We start from the raw sequence: 20,618 nt of genomic DNA on the forward strand, positions 1-20,618 counted from the left end.
ATTGGAGTAGAAAATGAAACTGCCTATTTATTTAGATTATTCAGCAACCTGTCCAGTTGATGAGCGTGTTGCTGAAAAAATGGTTCAGTACATGACGATCGATGGGATTTTCGGTAACCCAGCGTCTCGTTCGCACCGTTATGGCTGGCAGGCAGAAGAAGCGGTTGACACAGCCCGTGAGCAAGTGGCTGATCTTATTAATGCAGACCCACGTGAAATTATCTTCACATCGGGTGCTACAGAATCTGATAACCTTGCTTTGAAAGGTGCTGCGCACTTCTATGGTAAGCAAGGTAAACACATCATCACTTCTAAAACAGAGCATAAAGCGATTCTGGATACCTGTCGCCAACTTGAGCGTGAAGGTTATGAAGTGACTTACCTAGAGCCTGAAACTAATGGCTTAATTGATCTTAAAAAACTTGAAGCGGCAATGCGTGACGATACTGTTCTTGTATCAATCATGCATGTAAACAACGAGATTGGTGTGGTGCAAGACATCGCAGCAATCGGTGAAATGTGCCGTTCACGTAAGATCATTTTCCATGTAGATGCGGCTCAATCTGCAGGTAAACTACCTATTGATGTTCAAGAAATGAAGATCGATTTGATCTCTATTTCTGCGCATAAAATCTATGGACCGAAAGGTATCGGCGCTCTTTATGTACGTCGTAAACCTCGTGTTCGTCTAGAAGCGCAAATGCATGGCGGTGGTCATGAGCGTGGTTTCCGTTCTGGTACGTTAGCGACTCAACAAATTGTAGGTATGGGCGAAGCGTGCCGTATCGCAAAAGAAGAGATGCAGTATAACTACGATCACGCTAAAGCACTTCGTGACCGCATGTTAGACAGTCTTAAAGATATGGAAGCGGTAACGGTCAATGGTGACCTAGAACAGCGTCTTCCAAATAACCTGAATATTAGTTTTGCCTTTGTTGAAGGTGAATCTTTGCTGATGGCTCTAAAAGATATCGCAGTATCTTCAGGTAGTGCATGTACTTCAGCAAGCTTAGAGCCTTCATACGTGTTACGTGCTCTTGGTCTTGATGATGAGCTAGCTCATAGCTCAATCCGTTTCTCATTCGGTCGTTACACCACTGAAGAAGAAGTGGATTACGCAGTGAAACAGATCCGTAGCGCTGTTGAAAAGTTACGTGATTTATCACCTCTTTGGGATATGTACAAAGAAGGTGTCGATTTAAGCACTGTTGAGTGGGCGAGCCACTAATCATTCCACCAGGAACATAAAAATTCGAGGGAATTTACCATGGCATACAGCGAAAAAGTTATTGACCATTATGAGAACCCACGTAACGTTGGTTCTTTTGACAAAGAAGATCCAGCAATAGGTAGCGGCATGGTTGGTGCTCCTGCTTGTGGTGACGTAATGCGTCTGCAGATCAAAGTATCTGCTGAAGGCATCATTGAAGATGCAAAATTTAAAACCTACGGTTGTGGTAGTGCGATCGCATCAAGCTCTCTAATAACTGAATGGGTTAAAGGTAAGTCTATTGATGAAGCTGCAGCGATCAAAAACGCTGAAATTGCTGAAGAACTTGAATTGCCACCAGTGAAAGTTCACTGTTCAATTCTTGCAGAAGATGCAATTAAAGCCGCTGTTGCAGATTACAAGAAAAAACAGCAGTAGATATTTATTTCGAGTGGGGGCAAGTCTCCCACTCGCCTTGTTAATTTAAATCATTAAGGTTGTAGTATGGCCATTACCCTGACAGAAACCGCAGCTCATCGCGTACAAACTTTTCTCGATAATCGTGGAAAGGGCATCGGTTTACGCCTAGGCGTTAAAACAACGGGCTGCTCTGGAATGGCGTACGTGCTGGAGTTCGTAGATGAACTTAATGAGGAAGACCAGGTTTTTGAGAACAATGGCGTAAAAGTTATTGTTGATGCCAAAAGTTTGGTTTATCTCGACGGTACTCAGCTGGATTACAAAAAAGAAGGGTTAAACGAAGGTTTCGAATTTAACAACCCTAACGTTAAAGGCGAATGTGGTTGTGGCGAAAGCTTCAATGTTTAACGGTTAAATCTTTGGGCATTCGGAGCTTGATGCTCCGAAACCGAATTCAAGGACCGGCTTTTCGATGAATTATTTTGAATTATTTGGGCTACCAACTCAGTTTACTCTGGATGGTAGCCTTCTTTCTTCTCAATTTAGAGAGTTACAAAAACGTTTTCACCCAGATAATTTCGCATCAGCGTCAGAGCGAGACCGGGTTATGGCGGTGCAAAAAGCCACTGAGATCAATGACGCTTATCAAGTATTAAAAACGCCGATTAGTCGTGCAGAATACTTGATAGAATTGCATGGCATCGAATTACGTGGCGAGCAACAAACGTTGCAAGATCCCATGTTCCTTATGGAGCAGATGGAGTTACGTGAAGAGCTTGATGCGGTAGCTCAAAGTTCTGATCCAGAAAGCGCATTGTTTGATTTTGATGGCAAAGTGTCGAAGATGCTAAAAACGTATTTAGCTACTGTTGAGCAGCAACTTAACGAAGCTCAGTGGGAAGCAGCAGCAGACACAGTTCGCAAGCTAAAATTCATCGCCAAATTAAAGAACGAAATAGAAAAAGTCGAAGAAAAATTACTCGGCTAATTCGACAACAAGGACCCATCCATGGCATTACTTCAAATTGCAGAACCAGGTCAAACTTCTGCACCACACGAGCATAAACTCGCCGTCGGGATTGACCTTGGTACTACCAATTCACTAGTAGCTACCGTACGTAGTGGCACCGCGACAACCCTTAATGACGATCAAGGTCGTAGCATTTTGCCTTCTATAGTCAGTTACTCTGACGAAGAAGTCAGTGTTGGGTATGACGCTCGTGAACGCGCAAAATTGGATCCGACCAATACCATCAGTTCAGTTAAGCGCCTTCTCGGCCGTTCTCTGGACGATATTAAAACTCGCTACCCAAATTTGCCTTATCAGTTTAAATCAAGCGAGAAAGGGTTACCTATTATTAGTACCCCTCATGGTGATAAGAACCCAATTCAAGTCTCTGCGGATATTCTTAAAGCGTTAGGGGCTCGTGCTCAAGAAGCATTAAATGGTGAGCTTGCTGGTGTTGTGATTACTGTGCCCGCTTATTTCGATGATGCGCAACGTGCCGGAACAAAAGATGCGGCCAACCTTGCTGGGTTGCATGTATTACGTCTTTTGAATGAACCAACTGCTGCAGCGATCGCTTATGGCTTGGATTCAGGTCAAGAAGGGGTGATTGCTGTTTATGATTTAGGTGGTGGTACGTTTGATATTTCGATCCTACGTTTATCAAAAGGCGTATTCGAAGTGCTGGCGACTGGTGGCGATTCTGCGTTAGGTGGTGATGACTTTGATCATCTAGTCGCTGATTGTTTGAAAGAGAAAATGGCTAAAGTGGGCGAACTCTCTAAAGAAGAGTATCGAGCACTCTTGAATGCTGCTACCCAAGCAAAGATTGATTTATCTGAATCTGATGTCGCGCAAATCGACGTATTAGGTTGGCAAGGTTCTTTATCACGTGAAGAGTTTGATGATCTTATTCGTCCTCTCGTGAAGAAAACCTTAATGTCTTGCCGCCGAGCATTGCGTGACGCAGACGTCACACAAGAAGAAGTATTGGAAGTTGTGATGGTGGGTGGCTCGACTCGTACTCTCCTAGTGAGAGAGATGGTCGGGGAGTTCTTTGGTCGTACTCCGCTAACAAGTATTAACCCAGATGAAGTGGTGGCAATTGGTGCTTCGCTTCAGGCTGATGTATTAGCGGGTAATAAGCCTGATTCTGAAATGTTACTTTTAGATGTGATTCCGCTATCACTTGGTATTGAAACTATGGGGGGGTTGATTGAGAAAATCATTCCTCGTAACACCACGATTCCAGTTGCTCGAGCTCAAGAGTTTACCACGTTCAAAGATGGTCAAACTGGTATGAGCGTCCATGTTGTGCAAGGTGAACGTGAATTGGTGGATGATTGCCGCTCCCTCGCTCGTTTCTCTTTAAAAGGGATTCCACCTATGGCAGCTGGTGCTGCACATATTCGCGTGACTTATCAAGTTGATGCGGATGGTTTGCTTTCTGTGACAGCGATGGAAAAGAGCACTGGAGTGCAATCAGACATTCAAGTTAAACCATCATACGGCCTAAGTGATGATGAAGTTGCGAACATGCTGCGTGATTCAATGAGTTTTGCTGAAGATGATATGAAAGCGCGAGCGTTGGTAGAGCAGCGTGTTGAAGCAGACCGAGTCATCGAAGGCTTAATCTCAGCCATGCAAGCAGACGGTGATGATCTATTATCAGATCAAGAGCGCAGTGCATTGCTGGCTGCCATTGAGAAATTGATCGAATTACGTAACGGCGATGACGCCGATGCGATTGAACAGGGAATTAAAGACACGGACAAAGCAAGTCAAGATTTCGCATCACGCCGAATGGATAAATCTATTCGCGCCGCATTAGCTGGTCATTCAGTTGACGAGATTTAAGAGATAAATAACATGCCTAAAATTATTGTTTTACCTCATGAAGATTTATGCCCAGAAGGTGCTGAACTGGAAGGAAAAGCCGGTGAATCAGTTCTGGACGTTGCATTAAAAAACGGGATTGAGATTGAGCACGCTTGTGAAAAATCGTGCGCTTGTACAACTTGTCACGTCATTATCCGTGAGGGCTTTGACTCGTTAGAAGAGAGTGATGAGTTAGAAGATGACATGTTAGATAAAGCGTGGGGTTTAGAGCCTGAGTCGCGTCTTGGGTGTCAGGCTCGTATAGCGGATGAAGATTTAGTGGTTGAGATTCCGAAGTATTCTCTTAACCACGCCAAAGAAGACCATTAATTAAGGCGGCATCTACCTTGTTAAATAGTACTTGTTTAAATGGGTACTTGCCGTAATAACACTGGAGTTAACCATCATGAAATGGACCGATTCACTCGATATTGCGATTGAGCTTTGTGAAAAATATCCAGATGTTGATCCTAAAAACGTACGTTTTACCGATCTACACCAGTGGATTCTAGATCTTGAGGATTTTGAAGATGAACCTGAGCGTTCAAATGAAAAAATTCTTGAAGCGATTATCCTATGTTGGATGGATGAGCTTGATTAAGCCTTTATAAATATAGGCAACAATAAAACATAGAAACGGGCCTAATGGTCCGTTTTTTATTGGGTTGACATTTTGCTGAGACAAAATGCTATTATCCAAAGGTTTACAATAAAAATAACTGCTTTCAATCGGTGTTTCACAATTGATGCGTCTCACCATTGGCATTACTCTAAATGGCACAGGTTGTACCCATCGGTTGTCTCTTTTGAGAATATTCAGATGTGGTATTAAGCCATATTTCTAAAGACAAGGAGAAACCATGTCTACACAGATGTCTGTTTTTATCAGCACCGAATCAGCTCAGCCTCAGTGGGGTGAGGGTGCATTACTTTCTTATAATGAGCAAGGTGTCGTTATTCATCTTAAAGACACGGGTGATTTTACGGCGATTCAACGTGCTGCTCGTAAACTTGATGGTCAAGGTCTACATAATGTTGTGCTAACTGGAGAAGGTTGGACACTAGAAAGCATCTGGGCTTTCTATCAAGGATATCGTGAACCGAAAAAACGTAACCAAGTAACTTGGTCAGAATTAGATGCGGCAAGCCAACAGGAGCTTGAAGCACGAATTAAAGCGACCGATTGGGCTCGCGATATTATCAATAAAAGTGCGGAAGAAGTGGCTCCTCGCCAATTAGCGACTATGGCGGGTGAATTTATTAAATCACTTGCTCCTGAACACGTTACTTACAAAATCGTAAAAGATAAAGATCTGCTAACAGATCGTTGGGAAGGGATTTATGCAGTAGGTCGTGGTTCAGAACGTACTTCTGCGATGCTACAACTCGATTACAATCCAACAGGTGATGAAAATGCGCCTGTTTATGCGTGTCTTGTAGGTAAAGGCATTACGTTTGATTCAGGTGGTTATAGCATTAAACCTTCTAATTTTATGACCTCAATGAAATCTGATATGGGTGGCTCGGGCATGGTCACTGGCGCTTTAGCTCTAGCTATTTTGCGTGGTTGCAATAAGCGTGTGAAACTGATTTTATGCTGTGCGGAAAATATGATTTCTGGCCGTGCTCTAAAACTTGGCGACATCATCACTTACAAAAATGGTAAAACGGTTGAAGTGATGAATACCGACGCAGAAGGCCGATTAGTATTAGCCGATGGTTTAATCTACGCTAGTGAGCAAAATCCTGAATTAATTGTCGATTGTGCCACATTAACAGGGGCGGCTAAGAACGCATTAGGTAATGATTTTCATGCATTGCTAAGTTTTGACGAAGTGCTTTCACAAAAAGCATTGGCATGTGCTAAAGAAGAGAGTGAAGGGTTATGGGCTCTACCTCTGTGTGATTTCCACCGAGATATGTTGCCTTCTAACTTTGCTGATATGTCAAATATTGCCTCTGGTGATTACGTACCGGGCGCAAGCACTGCTGCTGCGTTTTTATCTTACTTTGTTGAAGATTATAAAAACGGTTGGTTGCATTTCGATTGTGCAGCCACTTACCGTAAATCAGCATCAGATAAATGGGCTGCAGGTGCCACAGGCGTAGGCGTGAAAACACTCGCGACGCTATTAATGAAGTAACACCTTCATAGTAAAACGATAAATAAAGTCAGCGCAGGTGGCCAAGTGTCACCTGTTTTTATACTAAAACCTTGCTCAAAGGTTACAAAACGATGGTTTTGTGATGATATTCATTACATTGAATGGCCATTGTTCACTATGCTTGATTTGGGAAGCTTATTTCCTATTTGAGCATGAGGAATGTTACCTCGCTGTGGAGAGTGTTGTTCACTATCTCGTTCTTCCTTTATCAGCAGGTATAACAATAAACAAAAGCACAAAAGGACATCTTATGGCTCTAGAAAGAACATTTTCCATCATTAAGCCGGATGCGGTTGAACGTAATCTAATCGGCGAAATCTATAACCGCTTTGAAAAAGCAGGGCTAAAGATTATCGCTGCAAAAATGGTTCACTTGACTGAAGATCAAGCGAGCGGCTTTTATGCAGAACATGAAGGCAAGGCGTTCTTTAATGATCTTAAAGCGTTCATGACGTCTGGGCCAATCATGGTTCAGGTTCTTGAAGGAGAAGACGCAATTACTCGTTATCGCGAATTAATGGGAAAAACCAATCCAGCAGAAGCAGCGTGCGGCACATTACGTAACGATTATGCCTTAAGCATGCGCGAGAACTCTGTACACGGTAGCGACAGCCCTGAATCTGCAGCTCGTGAAATCGAATATTTCTTCCCTGCAGCAGAAATTTGCCCTCGTACACGTTGATATATCACTCGTAGAGTCGAATTTTTGAGCCTCCTTTTTAGGAGGCTTTTTTGATTGTGTGATTTCTACGCTATAGTGTTTGCAAAGCGTTGGATAAGAATTCAACACAGAGGTAAGAGGAATCATAGATTTAGCATTACCTTAGAAAAAACGGGGCTTTGCAATGCTTGTTGTAACTGCGTAAAGGCTGTACAATTCGCGCCCTTAATTATTGTTCCATCTTTGAGAGGCCTTCATGACTACTGAGAAAGTCAATTTACTCGACTTTGATCGCAAAGGTATGCGTACTTTTTTCGCTGAAGAATTGGGTGAGAAAGCGTTTCGTGCTGATCAGGTTATGAAGTGGATTTATCACTTTGGCTGTGATGATTTCGACAATATGACCAACATTAATAAGAAGCTACGGGAAAAACTGCAGCACAAGTGTGAAATCCGAGCTCCTTATGTTTCTGCTGCTCAGCACTCTTCTGACGGTACCATTAAATGGGCAATGCGCGTTGGCGATCAAGACGTTGAAACCGTTTATATCCCAGAAGATGATCGTGCAACCTTGTGTGTGTCTTCGCAGGTAGGTTGTGCTTTGGAATGTAAATTCTGTTCAACGGCACAGCAAGGTTTTAACCGTAACCTCCGTGTTTCTGAAATCATTGGGCAGGTGTGGCGTGCTGCACGTGAGATTGGTTTAGAAAAAGAAACGGGTCGTCGTCCTATCACTAACGTGGTGATGATGGGGATGGGTGAACCACTGCTTAACATGAAGAACTTGATTCCATCTCTAGAAATTATGTTGGATGATCTAGGTTTTGGTTTATCGAAGCGTCGTGTAACCGTATCAACATCGGGTGTGGTTTCTGGCCTAGAACAAATGATTGATAATATCGATGTGGCGTTGGCTATTTCACTACACGCACCAAACGATAAGTTGCGCAGTGATATTATGCCAATTAACGATCGTTGGAACATCGAAACATTTCTGGGTACCGTGCGCCGTTATCTTGCAACGTCAAACGCTAACCGTGGTAAAGTGACCGTTGAATACGTACTACTTGACCATGTTAATGATGGTACAGAACATGCGGAAGAGTTAGCGAAGCTAATGAAAGATACCCCATGTAAGATCAACCTGATTCCGTTTAACCCGTATCCAGGTTCTCCATACAATAAACCGAGTAATTCACGTATTGACCGTTTCCAGAAAACGTTGATGAAATATGAACACACGGTTACGGTACGTAAAACTCGTGGTGATGATATTGATGCGGCATGTGGTCAGTTGGTCGGTGATGTTATTGACCGTACAAAACGAACTAAAGCCAAAGAATTAGCTGAGCAAGCGATTCCATTTAAGGCGATTTAAATGCCAAATTGACAAAATAGGCCAGATTTATCTGGCCTATTTTTTTATTGGCAATATTTACCCAGTTTGGCGGATTAAAACGTATTTCGTATGTATCAAAAATAGTAATGCCTTTGTTTTTATGATTCTTTTTTACACATGTTATGGCTATCTTTTCGCTGCGAAAGGTATTATTTAAGCAGTTAGTTTGTCAAATTAACGAAAAACCTTGACCAGTTTGCGATTTCTTGTCCAATTCATTGTTGTTTAACGTCTAATATCTATTAGAATGATTCACTAATCTCGAAATAGCTTCGAGACAGCGTTATTATTGACAATAGTATAGTTTCACCTTGTTGAAGTCTTCCGACCTAACTACGACTAACTCTAATAAAAAAGATCTAGCAATAGGCTTTTGACTTGAGCACACAAACACGAGATTGACATCGCGGATGAATATAGAACAAGACGACACTACGATTGAACTAAGCACCCTCCAACCAGGGACGTTGCTAAAAAACAAACGTGAAGAATTAGGATTGTCGCAAAAGCAGATCTCAGACCGTTTGCGTTTGCGTTTGTCCATTATTACGAGTATTGAACGTAACGAGTTCGACTCAGAGCAGGTGGCGACGTTCACTCGTGGCTACCTACGCTCCTATGCAAAAGCGGTTGGTATTACCGATAAAGAAATTTTGCACTCTTATCAAGAGCATTGTAAGCCGCCGGTACAAGAACAGCCGATGCAAAGCTTTTCCAAAAAGACCAAACGTGAAAAGCATGATCACCGCATTATGACCATTACTTGGGCCATACTCATTGTATTAATTGGCATGTCCTCTTTATGGTGGTGGCAAAATAGCCATCAAGACACGTTAACGCCTCAAGAAGCTGGATCTGCGACTGAAAGCTCAGCGGCAGAGGAAAAAGAAGATTTTGCAACGGTTAGCGGTTTAACCAAAGATGCACAAGACACGTCGACAGAAGCGCAAGCGCCTGCAGACGAACCAGAAAGTGCAGAACCCTCTCAACCCGCTGAATCAACGGATGAACAAGCAGCAGAGGACACTCAGTCAACGACAGCTGACGATACTGCTGCAGTTGAAGATAAGTCTGAACAAGTACCTGAGGCTCCGGAGCAATCAACGGCAAACCTAGAAACGATGACGATGTCATTCTCTGCGGATTGTTGGATTCAAGTAACGGATGCAACGGGCAAAACGCTGGTAACCGGAATTAAGAAAGAAGGGCAGTCACTGACTCTGCATGGTGAAAAACCATTTAAAGTCGTGCTTGGTGCTCCGGAAGCCGTTCAAATGACATTTGCCAGTGAACCAGTTGACCTTTCTCGGTATACTTCTGGCAAAGTAGCACGATTGACTTTACCTTAGAATATTACTATGCAACACGAGTCTCCTATTAAACGTCGTAAATCCACACGAATCTATGTGGGTGACGTCCCCATTGGCGATGGGGCACCTATCGCCGTGCAGTCTATGACGAATACGAGAACGACTGACGTAGAAGCAACAGTCGCTCAAATCAAAGCGCTAGAAAAAGTTGGCGCAGATATCGTTCGAGTTTCTGTACCAACTATGGACGCTGCTGAAGCGTTTAAATTGATCAAACAACAAGTATCGGTTCCTTTAGTCGCTGACATCCATTTTGATTATCGTATTGCACTACAAGTAGCAGAATACGGGGTGGACTGCTTACGTATAAACCCAGGGAATATTGGTAAAGAAGATCGCATTCGTGCCGTTGTAGATTGTGCACGCGATAAAAATATTCCAATTCGTATTGGCGTGAATGGTGGTTCGCTCGAAAAGGACCTGCAAGTAAAATACGGTGAACCGACACCTGAAGCGTTGCTTGAATCAGCAATGCGTCATGTCGATATTCTTGATCGTCTTAACTTTGATCAATTCAAAGTCAGTGTGAAAGCATCCGATGTTTTCCTTGCTGTTGATGCTTACCGTTTATTGGCCAAACAGATCGATCAACCACTGCATTTAGGGATCACCGAAGCTGGTGGTGCTCGAGCTGGTGCGGTTAAATCTGCTGTTGGTCTTGGTATGCTATTGAATGAGGGCATTGGCGATACTTTACGTGTATCATTAGCGGCCAATCCGGTGGAAGAGATCAAAGTAGGCTTTGATATTCTGAAATCGTTGCGTATTCGCTCTCGTGGCATCAACTTCATTGCGTGTCCATCTTGTTCTCGTCAAGAGTTTGATGTGATAGGTACAGTCAATGCGTTAGAGCAGCGCTTAGAAGACGTATTAACACCAATGGATGTGTCTGTGATCGGTTGTGTTGTTAATGGTCCTGGTGAAGCAGAAGCCGCTCATTTAGGTCTAGCTGGCAGTAACCGTAAAAGTGCTCTCTATGAAGATGGTGTGCGACAAAAAGTCCGTTTTGACAATGATGACTTAGTGGACCAACTAGAAGCAAAAATTCGCGCAAAAGCAGCGGTGCTCGACGAAAAAAATCGTATCGACGTAAAGCAAATAGACAAAGATTAATCTCAACGAATTACGGTAAGAATTGTGGCTAAAACTATTCAAGCAATCCGAGGTATGAATGACTGCCTCCCAACTCAGTCTCCACTTTGGCAAAAAGTGGAAGGCATTGTAAAAAATGTAATCAGCGCTTATGGCTATAGCGAAGTGCGTATGCCAATCGTTGAGATGACTCATCTATTTAAACGTGCGATTGGTGAAGTTACTGACGTTGTTGAAAAAGAGATGTACACCTTTGACGACAACGGCGACAGTTTGACTCTACGTCCTGAAGGTACTGCTGGTTGTGTTCGTTCTGGCATCGAAAATGGTTTGCTGTATAACCAAGAACAACGTCTTTGGTATATGGGACCAATGTTCCGTCATGAACGTCCACAAAAAGGTCGTTACCGTCAATTCCATCAGTGTGGTGTCGAAGTCTTTGGTATTGATGGTCCAGATGTTGATGCTGAATTGATCATGATGACCGCACGTCTGTGGCGTGAACTGGGAATCTCAGACCATTTACGTCTTGAGTTAAATTCAATTGGTTCTTTAGACGCTCGTACTGAATACCGTACTGCTTTGATTGCTTTCTTAGAACAACACGAAGAAGTATTGGACGAAGACGCTAAACGTCGTATGTACACCAACCCTTTGCGTGTTCTCGATACTAAAAACCCAGCGATCCAAGCCATTCTTGGTGATGCACCAAAACTGTCTGATTACTTAGATGAAGAATCAAAACAACATTTTGCTGGTTTGTGTGAACTTCTTGATGCGGCTGGTATCGAATACACCGTAAATGAACGTTTAGTACGTGGATTAGATTATTACAATCGCACTGTTTTTGAATGGATCACTGAAAGCCTAGGTGCTCAAGGCACTGTTTGTGGTGGTGGCCGTTATGATGGTTTGGTTGAGCAACTTGGTGGTAAAGCAACCCCTGCAGTTGGTTTCGCGATGGGTCTAGAGCGTTTAGTTCTAATGATGGAAACTGTTGGTAACCTAGATTTACGCCGTGCTGTTGATGTTTATATGGTGACAGCGGGTGAGGGGACTTTAGTTGCTGGTCTGCAGTTGGCGGAACAGTTACGCGAACAAGTACCCGGTTTACGCATTATGACCCACTGCGGTGGCGGTAACTTTAAGAAACAATTTAAACGTGCCGATAAAGTGGGTGCAGCTGTTGCGCTCGTTCTTGGTGAAAACGAAGTAGCGGATAGCACTGTTGTAGTTAAAGATCTGGCTGGTGGTGAGCAAACTACGATTGCTCAGGCTGAGGTTGCAAGCCAACTGGCTCATCTCGTCTAAACGCTGATTTTTGAGAACTCTTATTTAAAAGGACAGGAAGTGGAACTCTACGATACTGAAGAACAGACCGTTGACGCGATCAAAGATTGGTGGAAAGAGAACGGTAAAGCTGTAGTGATCGGCGCTATTATCGGTCTAGGTGGCCTATTTGGCTGGCGTTACTACCAAGATTCTATGGTTGCTGAACAAGAAGCGGCATCGGCGAATTACACCAAAATTGTTCAAGCTTTAGCGACAAATGGCGCTAAATCAGATCAAGAAATTCAGCAGTATATTGACGCTAACAAAGATACTCAATACGCAGTGTTAGCTGCTGTACAGTTATCAAAAGCGCAGGTTACTGCGGGTAAACTTGATGAAGCATTGAAACAGCTGCAATGGGCACAAGCTCATACTGATGATTCTGCATTAACTCCAGTGATTACACTGCGTATTGCTCGTATTCAAGCAGAGCAAGGTAAGCAGGATGAGGCCATAAAGTCTCTCGATAGCATTAAAGCTGAGTCATGGAAAGGTCGTGTTGAAGAGCTACGTGGCGATATCTTATTAGCAAAAGGTGACAAAGAGGGTGCTTACTCAGCATACACTCAAGCTCAACAGGCTAACGATGCAAGCCAAACGCTCAAAATGAAACTGGACGATCTAGCCAAATAAGGGCCAAGTTGATGAAGAAGATGTTCAACAAGGTGCTTTTATCAGCATCAGTACTCGGCTTGCTTGCGGGTTGTGCAGGTGAGGAAGATAACGTCATTATGGCTCCCGTTCCTCAGGTGAAAAATCAACTTTCTTCTGAGACTCAGTGGAGTGCATCGATTGGTTCTGGTGTTGGCGATTACTTTTCACAGCTAACACCAAACTACAATTACGATAAAGTATTTGTAGCTGATCGTGACGGTTTGGTAAAAGCTCTCGATCCTAAAACTGGGGATACGCTCTGGGAAACCGATCTAGAAGGTGATACGAGTGCGCGTCTTTCCGGTGGTATTGCTGCTGCCTATGGTCAGATTTATATCGGCAGTGAAAATGGTCGCGTCATCGCGCTTGATGAAAAAACTGGTAAACAAGTGTGGTCACAGCCTGTTGATGGTGAAGTACTAGCCACACCTGCAACGGATAGTAATTTAGTCTTGGTCAATACCAGTCGTGGTACCTTGATCGCTCTAGATCAGAAAACAGGTAAGCAAGAGTGGGTGATCAATACTGAAGTGCCAACATTAACTTTACGTGGCGATAGCCAACCTGTTGCGTTTTCTGGTGGTGTGTTCTGGGGAACACCTTCTGGTCGCCTTGCGGCAGCCGTGGTTGAGCGTGGTCAACTAATTTGGCAGCACCCGATCGGTAAACCTAAAGGTGCAACGGAAATTGATCGTTTGGTAGATGTCGATTCTTCACCGTTGCTGGTTGGTTCAACGTTGTACACAGTCGGTTACAATGGCCAACTTGTGGCGATGGACTTACGTTCCGGTAACCCAATTTGGAAACGCAACTATTCGTCGTCTGAAAATATTGCAACCGATGGTAGCTCTATTTTTCTTGTGACGGATAACGATCACTTAGTTGCTGTTGATGCTCGAAGTGGCACTGAACTTTGGAAAAACAACAAGTTAGAAAATCGTCTAGTTACAGCACCTGTGATGATTAACGGCTATGTCGTTGTTGGTGATTCTCAAGGTTATTTGTACTGGATCGATCGTGAGACCGGTAAGTTTGTTGCTGAACAGAATATCGATAGTAGCGGCTTAGCTATTTCACCGATTACTGTTGATAATGGCTATGTTGTTGTGACTCGTGATGGTTCTGTAAAGAAACTGACGATCAAACAATAAATCGTGATATAATTCACAAATGGCTCCTGACTGGTGACGGTTAGGAGCCGTTTTATTACTGTCAAAATAACATGTGATTTTAGGTAAAAATTACCTCGAAAGAGAATATTTACCTATAACTACATAAGAACGAAGATTTGTAGAGGTTATTATGGTACCTGTTGTTGCTCTTGTTGGGCGTCCTAACGTTGGTAAATCAACGCTATTTAATCGACTGACTCGCACACGGGATGCATTAGTCGCAGACTTTCCTGGTTTGACTCGAGATCGTAAATACGGTCGCGCTCAAGTCGGTGAGCATGAATTTATCGTCATCGATACAGGTGGTATCGATGGTACGGAAGAAGGTGTAGAACACAAAATGGCGGAACAATCGCTTGCTGCGATTGAAGAAGCGGATGTCGTTCTGTTCCTAGTTGATGGTCGTGCTGGATTAACAGTTTCAGATGAAGCAATAGCTAACCATCTACGTAAATCAGAAAAACCTTCTTTCTTGGTAGTAAACAAAGTCGATGGTGTTGATGCAGACGCTGCTAGTGCAGAATTCTGGCAGCTTGGTATGGATCGTATCTACCAAATTGCTGCGGCACATGGTCGTGGTGTGAGCGCTTTGATTGAGCGTGCACTGAATCCATTTATTGAAGAAATGGAAGCTGAGAAAAAAGCGCTTGAAGATCTTACAGGTATTGTTGATTCTGAAGAAGAAAAGCTCGAATACACTGAAGAAGAAGCGGAAGCTGAGTTTGCTCGTTTGCAAAATCAACCGATCAAACTGGCGATCATCGGTCGTCCTAATGTTGGCAAATCAACACTGACTAACCGCATTTTAGGTGAAGAGCGTGTGGTTGTTTACGATATGCCAGGAACAACACGAGATTCTATCTACATTCCAATGGAACGTGATGGTCGTGAATATGTTTTGATTGATACGGCTGGTGTTCGTCGTCGTAAACGTATTAATGAAACTGTAGAAAAATTCTCTGTTGTTAAAACATTGAAAGCGATTGAAGATGCCAACGTAGTGCTATTGGTTATCGACGCTCGTGAAAATATTTCTGACCAAGACTTGAGCTTACTTGGCTTTGCATTGAACGCTGGTCGTTCAATTGTGATTGCAGTAAACAAATGGGATGGTTTGGATACTGATGTAAAAGAACACGTGAAAAAAGAACTCGATCGCCGTTTAGGCTTTGTTGATTTTGCACGTATTCACTTTATTTCTGCGTTACATGGTACTGGTGTTGGGCACTTATATGAATCTGTTCAAGAAGCGTATAAATCAGCAACCACACGCGTTGGAACCTCTGTTCTAACTCGTATTATGAAAATGGCAACAGAAGATCATCAGCCACCATTAGTTCGTGGTCGTCGTGTGAAACTAAAATATGCGCACGCTGGTGGTTATAACCCACCAATTATCGTTATCCACGGTAACTTAGTGAATGAACTGCCTGATTCATACAAACGTTACTTGATGAACTACTACCGTCGTTCATTAGAAATCATGGGTACACCAATTCGTGTGCAATTCCAAAGCAGCGAAAACCCATTTGAGAATAAAGGCGGTAAGTTAACTTTGTCTCAAGAGCGTAAACGTAAACGTTTAATGTCAGCAATGAAATCACGTAAAAAGTAATTTTACCGATAGAATCATTGAAAAAGCCCAAGTTTTCTTGGGCTTTTTGTTATTCTGGAGCTCTTAATTCTTTCGGTTCGCTCAATGGCGATCACATTAGGGCTTTTTAATGGATAACACTGCACTCATCTTCCACTCTACTGAGGTGATATTTCCTCGTTCCTCTGCTCCTATCGATTGTGAGATTATTTGTGTTAAAACACATGATAATACAATCGATATCGTTACCGATAAGACCTCTTTTCATCCCGTGAGTCATATTTGGCCTGATCATCCAGCCGATAAAGGTTATGTTGAGTGTAATGGTCAAACCGCCGTTGTTATTGATTGTTTAACCGGCGCGATAGAGTTAGCAACGGGCACACTTTACGTGGCTCAAGACATTCCGGTAAAGCGTGATACTGAAGGTTGGGTATTTGTTGTTGTCCATCGTATTGAAGATGGTCTGATTGATTTACAACCTAGGCAAAAACTACGGCTAGTGGTTGATGAAACCTATCAATGGCAATTGAGTCTTGCCCACAGTGCCGAGCATCTTACTAGTCTTGCATTGAATAAAGTGCTGACTGAACAAGGGTATTGGCGCAAAGACGCAGATCGAAAAGATAGCCTTAACCATTACGACTTTCACAGCTATGCTCAAGAATCGAGTTCAATTGAGCCATTATGCGCTAGAGTGGGATATCGACTAGGTAAAACATTACGTAAAAGAGGGTTTAACTCGGTAGATTTTCTTTCTCAACTCACATTGATCGAACAAAGTGTGAATCATCAGCTCGAATCTTGGGTAGAATTAAATCATGATATTAAGCTGATTTGTAGTGGAACCCATTTAACCGATTCTCGCTATTGGGAGTGTGATTTAGGGAGTGATGGTGTGGCTACGATCCCATGTGGTGGAACACACGCTCGATCATTGTCTGACTATTCATCAATCCGCGTAAACATTGAGCATTCTGGTGACCAGAATATCGAAATACACACTGTTGTAACTGAATGATCAGAATAAATGATCCTTTTATTAAATTCTAAAAACTAGTGTTTATCATTAAACAAATAGAATATATATCTACTATAAATTGAAAAACAGAACATGTAACTTATGCTTTCGGGATGTGGTTATATAAAAGTTCTTTTTAGGGCAGATCGCTGATCAAGATAGATAAAGCGTTAGATCCATAAAAGATCTTGCCAAAGATCTCAAATCCTGGGTTGAAAATTAATCTATTTTTGCATAAAAATGTGACATAGATCTTTTAATGGTAATAGATCTGCTGGTGTAGATCGAATGCAACGGAGCAATAAGTGATGAGTATGAATAAATGCCCTATATGCCATAAAGAATTGACATGGGAAGGTCCACATTACCTGTGTGGTGAGTGTGCACGGCATTTTAAGAAAGTCGCATTCTGTCCTACATGTGATAATGAACTAGAAAAACTGCAAGCGTGTGGGTCGGTAAGTTACTTTTGTCCAACGTGCAATGAGTTGAAATCTAAATCGACAGTACGAATTGAAATGCAAATCATACCAAACACGCCATAAGGTTTTCCTTGTGGCGTGCTTTATTATATTACCAGTTAGTCAACGGTTGATGTTAGTTCACCATCCGCTAAGCGGGTGACTATCTGGTCACCACTTTTTACGTCTGAGGCGTGGCGAATGACTTTACCTTTGTTGGTCTGGGTAATTGAGTAGCCGCGAGAAAGTGTAGATAGGGGGCTTACCGTATCCAATTTTTCTGCGAGTAACCCAAATTGGTAACGGCTTTTCATCATTTTACGTTGCATCGCTTCATTGAGCTTTTGTTGAGCGATCTGTAAAGCGTGTTTTTGTTCACCAATGCGTTTAACAGGCGATTGTAGCTGTAAATGATATTCTTGGCTGGAAATATGGCGACGAGTATCGTTTAAATGATGAGTAATCGCTTGTTTAAGACGATTTTCTCTTTCATCAAGTATCTGTTGTTGACGCTGGAGTCGGTACATTGGATGCTGTTTATCCAGCCGGTACTGCAATTGATTAATGTACGATTTTTGCTGCGCAACATAATAGCGCCATGCGCTGGTCAATTTATGCTGATAGTTAGCAAATGCTTGTTTTTTGTGGCTGTTATCGCGACTTACTAATTCCGCAGCCGCTGAAGGTGTCGGCGCTCGAACATCGGCAACAAAATCGGCAATCGTCACATCGACCTCATGGCCTACTGCACTAATAATTGGAATCTGACTGGCGGCAATAGTGCGAGCCACGATTTCATTATTAAAACACCAAAGATCTTCTAACGAACCGCCTCCACGGCCAACGATCAATACATCACACTCGTTACGAGTATTCGCACGGCCAATTGCTTGCGCAATTTGTATTGCGGCTTCTTCGCCTTGTACCATTGTTGGATAAATCACAATAGGTAAACTGGGATCGCGACGTTTAAGAACGTTGAGAATATCGTGCAGAGCAGCGCCCGTTTTAGAGGTAATAATTCCGACGCGTTGAGGGTTTTCCGGTAAAGGTTTCTTTAAGGTTTGTGCGAATAACCCTTCTCCTGCCAGTTTAAGTTTTAACTGTTCAAACTCTTGCTGCAGGCGTCCATCACCTTCAGGTTGCATGCTTTCAATGATGATTTGGTAATCACCACGAGGTTCATACAGTGACATGCGCGCTTTTACTAATACCTGTTGGCCGTTTTGTGGACGAAAACGCACGTGGCGATTATTGCCTTTAAACATGGCGGCGCGTACTTGAGCACGAGAATCTTTGAGCGTGAGGTACCAGTGGCCTGAAACAGGGGCTGAAAAGTTGGATATTTCACCCACCAACCAGACAATTCCCATTTCATTTTCAAGGAGTAAGCGAACTTCTGCATTGAGGCGAGAAACAGTGTAGATATTCTGATTCGATAGTGAAGGCAAGACTAATATTCCGAGACGTGAGTATGGAAGTTAGCGGCAATATAATACATATCAAGGGGGGGATTGCAAATAAAAATTAAAAAAATGTGTGGTAAAGCTCATCTTCTGGGCGTATAATCCCTTCGCAATATCAAATATGAATCCCTTTATTATGCGAAACGATGAAGCGGATTTTTTTACTTTTAACGCCTAATGTTGTGAGATATTGCAAATGCTACGAATCGCAAAAGAAGCTTTGACTTTTGACGACGTTTTACTCGTCCCAGCACACTCTACTGTCCTACCTAACACAGCCGATCTTCGCACTCGCCTGACTAAAAACATTTCGCTGAACATTCCTATGATCTCAGCATCTATGGACACAGTGACAGAGGCTCGCCTTGCCATTGCTCTTGCGCAAGAAGGTGGCATTGGTTTCATCCATAAAAACATGTCTATTGAGCAGCAAGCTGAAGAAGTTCACCGTGTGAAAATCTTTGAAGCTGGTGTGGTTGCTAAGCCTGTAACTGTTCGCCCAGAAGCAACAATCAGCGATGTGAAAGCATTGACTGAAAAGCATGGTTTTGCTGGTTTCCCTGTTGTGACTGAAAACAACGAATTAGTGGGTATCATCACTGGCCGTGACGTTCGCTTCGTTACTGACTTAACTAAACAAGTTTCTGTTGTGATGACGCCTAAAGATCGTCTAGCAACTGTACCTGAAGGTGCTTCTCGCGAAGAAGTTCAAGAACGCATGCACCGTGCTCGCGTAGAGAAAGTACTTGTTGTGAACGAAGAATTCCAACTGAAAGGCATGATCACTGCGAAAGATTTCCATAAAGCTGAACGTAAACCGAACGCATGTAAAGATGAACATGGTCGTCTACGTGTTGGTGCAGCTGTTGGTGCTGGTGCTGGTAATGAAGAACGCGTTGCTGCACTTGTTGAAGCTGGTGTTGACGTACTACTTATCGACTCTTCACACGGTCACTCTGAAGGCGTTCTACAACGTATTCGTGAAACTCGTGCTGCATTCCCAGATTTGGACATCATTGGCGGTAACGTAGCAACTGCAGAAGGTGCTCGTGCACTGATCGATGCAGGTGTTAGCGCAGTTAAAGTGGGGATCGGCCCTGGTTCTATCTGTACTACTCGTATCGTAACAGGTGTAGGTGTTCCTCAGGTAACTGCTGTTGCTGATGCGGCTGCCGTTGCTGATGAGTATGGTATTCCAGTCATTGCTGATGGTGGTATTCGCTTCTCTGGCGATATTTCTAAAGCGATTGCTGCAGGCGCTTCTGTTGTTATGGTTGGTTCAATGCTTGCTGGTACTGAAGAAGCACCTGGCGAAGTTATCTTGTTCCAAGGCCGTTCTTACAAAGCATACCGTGGTATGGGTTCTCTTGGTGCAATGTCTAAAGGTTCTTCAGATCGTTACTTCCAAACTGATAACGCTGCTGACAAACTTGTTCCAGAAGGTATCGAAGGTCGTACTCCTTATAAAGGTCGCCTAAAAGAAATTGTACACCAACAAATGGGTGGTTTACGTTCTTGTATGGGTCTGACTGGTTCTGCTGATATCGAAGCACTGCGTACTAAAGCTCAATTCGTTCGTATCTCAGGTGCTGGTATCAAAGAGTCTCACGTTCACGACGTACAAATCTCAAAAGAAGCGCCTAACTACCGCGCTTAATTGCGAATGACTCGCGCCCAGTAAAAGAGCGACGGTAAACGTTTGCTTTTTTACTTGAAG

General features: G+C 43.1%; 20 protein-coding genes. 19 read left to right on the forward strand and 1 reads right to left on the reverse strand.

The genetic code is table 11. The features are described from left to right. The first annotated feature begins 13 nt into the window (after positions 1-13). The 18 genes from F9817_RS14130 to F9817_RS14215 all read left to right on the forward strand — a co-directional run bounded on the left by F9817_RS14130 (position 14) and on the right by F9817_RS14215 (position 17,519). Positions 14-1,228, forward strand: a complete 1,215-nt coding sequence (locus tag F9817_RS14130) for an IscS subfamily cysteine desulfurase (RefSeq protein WP_161156628.1) — start codon at positions 14-16, stop codon at positions 1,226-1,228. 39 nt (positions 1,229-1,267) lie between these two features. Further along, positions 1,268-1,648 (forward strand): Fe-S cluster assembly scaffold IscU, encoded by a 381-nt coding sequence (gene iscU, locus F9817_RS14135; protein WP_161156630.1) that lies wholly within the window; start codon positions 1,268-1,270, stop codon positions 1,646-1,648. A 66-nt stretch (positions 1,649-1,714) separates the two neighbouring features. Next, positions 1,715-2,038, forward strand: coding sequence for an iron-sulfur cluster assembly protein IscA (gene iscA, locus F9817_RS14140; RefSeq protein ID WP_161156632.1), 324 nt, complete (start codon positions 1,715-1,717; stop codon positions 2,036-2,038). Between the two features lie 64 nt (positions 2,039-2,102). Next, entirely contained in the window at positions 2,103-2,618 is a 516-nt protein-coding gene (gene hscB / locus F9817_RS14145) for a co-chaperone HscB (RefSeq protein WP_161156634.1), read from the forward strand. 21 nt (positions 2,619-2,639) lie between these two features. Beyond that, entirely contained in the window at positions 2,640-4,493 is a 1,854-nt protein-coding gene (hscA, locus tag F9817_RS14150; RefSeq protein WP_161156636.1) for a Fe-S protein assembly chaperone HscA, read from the forward strand. Positions 4,494-4,505: 12 nt separating this feature from the next. Then, positions 4,506-4,844, forward strand: a complete 339-nt coding sequence (fdx, locus tag F9817_RS14155) for an ISC system 2Fe-2S type ferredoxin (protein WP_161156638.1) — start codon at positions 4,506-4,508, stop codon at positions 4,842-4,844. A 76-nt stretch (positions 4,845-4,920) separates the two neighbouring features. Continuing rightward, positions 4,921-5,115 (forward strand): Fe-S cluster assembly protein IscX, encoded by a 195-nt coding sequence (gene iscX, locus F9817_RS14160; protein ID WP_161156640.1) that lies wholly within the window; start codon positions 4,921-4,923, stop codon positions 5,113-5,115. Positions 5,116-5,374: 259 nt separating this feature from the next. Continuing rightward, on the forward strand, positions 5,375-6,658 hold the full coding sequence (gene pepB, locus F9817_RS14165; protein ID WP_161156641.1) for an aminopeptidase PepB: 1,284 nt from the start codon (positions 5,375-5,377) through the stop codon (positions 6,656-6,658). Positions 6,659-6,929: 271 nt separating this feature from the next. Next, positions 6,930-7,361 carry a nucleoside-diphosphate kinase gene (gene ndk / locus F9817_RS14170; RefSeq protein ID WP_161156644.1) on the forward strand — a complete coding sequence of 144 codons (432 nt, stop codon included), beginning with the start codon at positions 6,930-6,932 and terminating at the stop codon, positions 7,359-7,361. Between the two features lie 235 nt (positions 7,362-7,596). Then, complete coding sequence (gene rlmN / locus F9817_RS14175; RefSeq protein ID WP_161156646.1) at positions 7,597-8,718, forward strand: dual-specificity RNA methyltransferase RlmN; 1,122 nt, start codon at positions 7,597-7,599, stop codon at positions 8,716-8,718. Positions 8,719-9,149: 431 nt separating this feature from the next. Next, a complete protein-coding gene (gene rodZ / locus F9817_RS14180; RefSeq protein WP_161156648.1) occupies positions 9,150-10,088 on the forward strand; it encodes a cytoskeleton protein RodZ in 939 nt (312 codons plus the stop codon). A gap of 9 nt (positions 10,089-10,097) precedes the next feature. After that, entirely contained in the window at positions 10,098-11,222 is a 1,125-nt protein-coding gene (gene ispG, locus F9817_RS14185; protein WP_161156650.1) for a flavodoxin-dependent (E)-4-hydroxy-3-methylbut-2-enyl-diphosphate synthase, read from the forward strand. A 24-nt stretch (positions 11,223-11,246) separates the two neighbouring features. After that, a complete protein-coding gene (hisS, locus tag F9817_RS14190; RefSeq protein ID WP_161156652.1) occupies positions 11,247-12,512 on the forward strand; it encodes a histidine--tRNA ligase in 1,266 nt (421 codons plus the stop codon). A 39-nt stretch (positions 12,513-12,551) separates the two neighbouring features. Next, complete coding sequence (locus F9817_RS14195; RefSeq protein ID WP_161156654.1) at positions 12,552-13,166, forward strand: tetratricopeptide repeat protein; 615 nt, start codon at positions 12,552-12,554, stop codon at positions 13,164-13,166. 11 nt (positions 13,167-13,177) lie between these two features. Further along, entirely contained in the window at positions 13,178-14,338 is a 1,161-nt protein-coding gene (gene bamB / locus F9817_RS14200; RefSeq protein WP_161156656.1) for an outer membrane protein assembly factor BamB, read from the forward strand. Positions 14,339-14,489: 151 nt separating this feature from the next. Continuing rightward, on the forward strand, positions 14,490-15,974 hold the full coding sequence (gene der / locus F9817_RS14205; protein ID WP_161156658.1) for a ribosome biogenesis GTPase Der: 1,485 nt from the start codon (positions 14,490-14,492) through the stop codon (positions 15,972-15,974). A gap of 109 nt (positions 15,975-16,083) precedes the next feature. Next, on the forward strand, positions 16,084-16,974 hold the full coding sequence (locus F9817_RS14210; RefSeq protein ID WP_161156660.1) for an alanyl-tRNA editing protein: 891 nt from the start codon (positions 16,084-16,086) through the stop codon (positions 16,972-16,974). A gap of 308 nt (positions 16,975-17,282) precedes the next feature. Next, positions 17,283-17,519, forward strand: a complete 237-nt coding sequence (locus F9817_RS14215) for a zinc ribbon domain-containing protein (protein ID WP_161156662.1) — start codon at positions 17,283-17,285, stop codon at positions 17,517-17,519. A gap of 35 nt (positions 17,520-17,554) precedes the next feature. Here the strand turns inward: F9817_RS14215 and xseA are convergent, their stop codons facing one another. Then, complete coding sequence (xseA, locus tag F9817_RS14220; RefSeq protein ID WP_161156664.1) at positions 17,555-18,886, reverse strand: exodeoxyribonuclease VII large subunit; 1,332 nt, start codon at positions 18,884-18,886, stop codon at positions 17,555-17,557. Positions 18,887-19,097: 211 nt separating this feature from the next. On the opposite strand from xseA, the gene guaB reads away from it, so the two are divergent. Continuing rightward, complete coding sequence (guaB, locus tag F9817_RS14225) at positions 19,098-20,558, forward strand: IMP dehydrogenase (RefSeq protein WP_161156666.1); 1,461 nt, start codon at positions 19,098-19,100, stop codon at positions 20,556-20,558. Positions 20,559-20,618: the final 60 nt, after the last annotated feature.

Origin of the sequence: Vibrio eleionomae, from assembly GCF_009874545.1 — a bacterium.
GTDB classification, from domain to species: Bacteria; Pseudomonadota; Gammaproteobacteria; order Enterobacterales; family Vibrionaceae; genus Vibrio; species Vibrio nitrifigilis.

Excerpts from the sequence above, each read along its gene's own strand:
- F9817_RS14130 (WP_161156628.1), top strand. The coding sequence starts at position 14 with ATGAAACTGCCTATTTATTTAGATTATTCAGCAACCTGTCCAGTTGAT.
- ndk (WP_161156644.1), top strand. The coding sequence starts at position 6,930 with ATGGCTCTAGAAAGAACATTTTCCATCATTAAGCCGGATGCGGTTGAA.
- der (WP_161156658.1), top strand. The coding sequence starts at position 14,490 with ATGGTACCTGTTGTTGCTCTTGTTGGGCGTCCTAACGTTGGTAAATCA.
- hscB (WP_161156634.1), top strand. The coding sequence starts at position 2,103 with ATGAATTATTTTGAATTATTTGGGCTACCAACTCAGTTTACTCTGGAT.
- iscA (WP_161156632.1), top strand. The coding sequence starts at position 1,715 with ATGGCCATTACCCTGACAGAAACCGCAGCTCATCGCGTACAAACTTTT.
- iscU (WP_161156630.1), top strand. The coding sequence starts at position 1,268 with ATGGCATACAGCGAAAAAGTTATTGACCATTATGAGAACCCACGTAAC.
- bamB (WP_161156656.1), top strand. The coding sequence starts at position 13,178 with ATGAAGAAGATGTTCAACAAGGTGCTTTTATCAGCATCAGTACTCGGC.
- fdx (WP_161156638.1), top strand. The coding sequence starts at position 4,506 with ATGCCTAAAATTATTGTTTTACCTCATGAAGATTTATGCCCAGAAGGT.
- guaB (WP_161156666.1), top strand. The coding sequence starts at position 19,098 with ATGCTACGAATCGCAAAAGAAGCTTTGACTTTTGACGACGTTTTACTC.
- iscX (WP_161156640.1), top strand. The coding sequence starts at position 4,921 with ATGAAATGGACCGATTCACTCGATATTGCGATTGAGCTTTGTGAAAAA.
- F9817_RS14210 (WP_161156660.1), top strand. The coding sequence starts at position 16,084 with ATGGATAACACTGCACTCATCTTCCACTCTACTGAGGTGATATTTCCT.
- rlmN (WP_161156646.1), top strand. The coding sequence starts at position 7,597 with ATGACTACTGAGAAAGTCAATTTACTCGACTTTGATCGCAAAGGTATG.
- hscA (WP_161156636.1), top strand. The coding sequence starts at position 2,640 with ATGGCATTACTTCAAATTGCAGAACCAGGTCAAACTTCTGCACCACAC.
- rodZ (WP_161156648.1), top strand. The coding sequence starts at position 9,150 with ATGAATATAGAACAAGACGACACTACGATTGAACTAAGCACCCTCCAA.
- ispG (WP_161156650.1), top strand. The coding sequence starts at position 10,098 with ATGCAACACGAGTCTCCTATTAAACGTCGTAAATCCACACGAATCTAT.
- pepB (WP_161156641.1), top strand. The coding sequence starts at position 5,375 with ATGTCTACACAGATGTCTGTTTTTATCAGCACCGAATCAGCTCAGCCT.
- F9817_RS14215 (WP_161156662.1), top strand. The coding sequence starts at position 17,283 with ATGAGTATGAATAAATGCCCTATATGCCATAAAGAATTGACATGGGAA.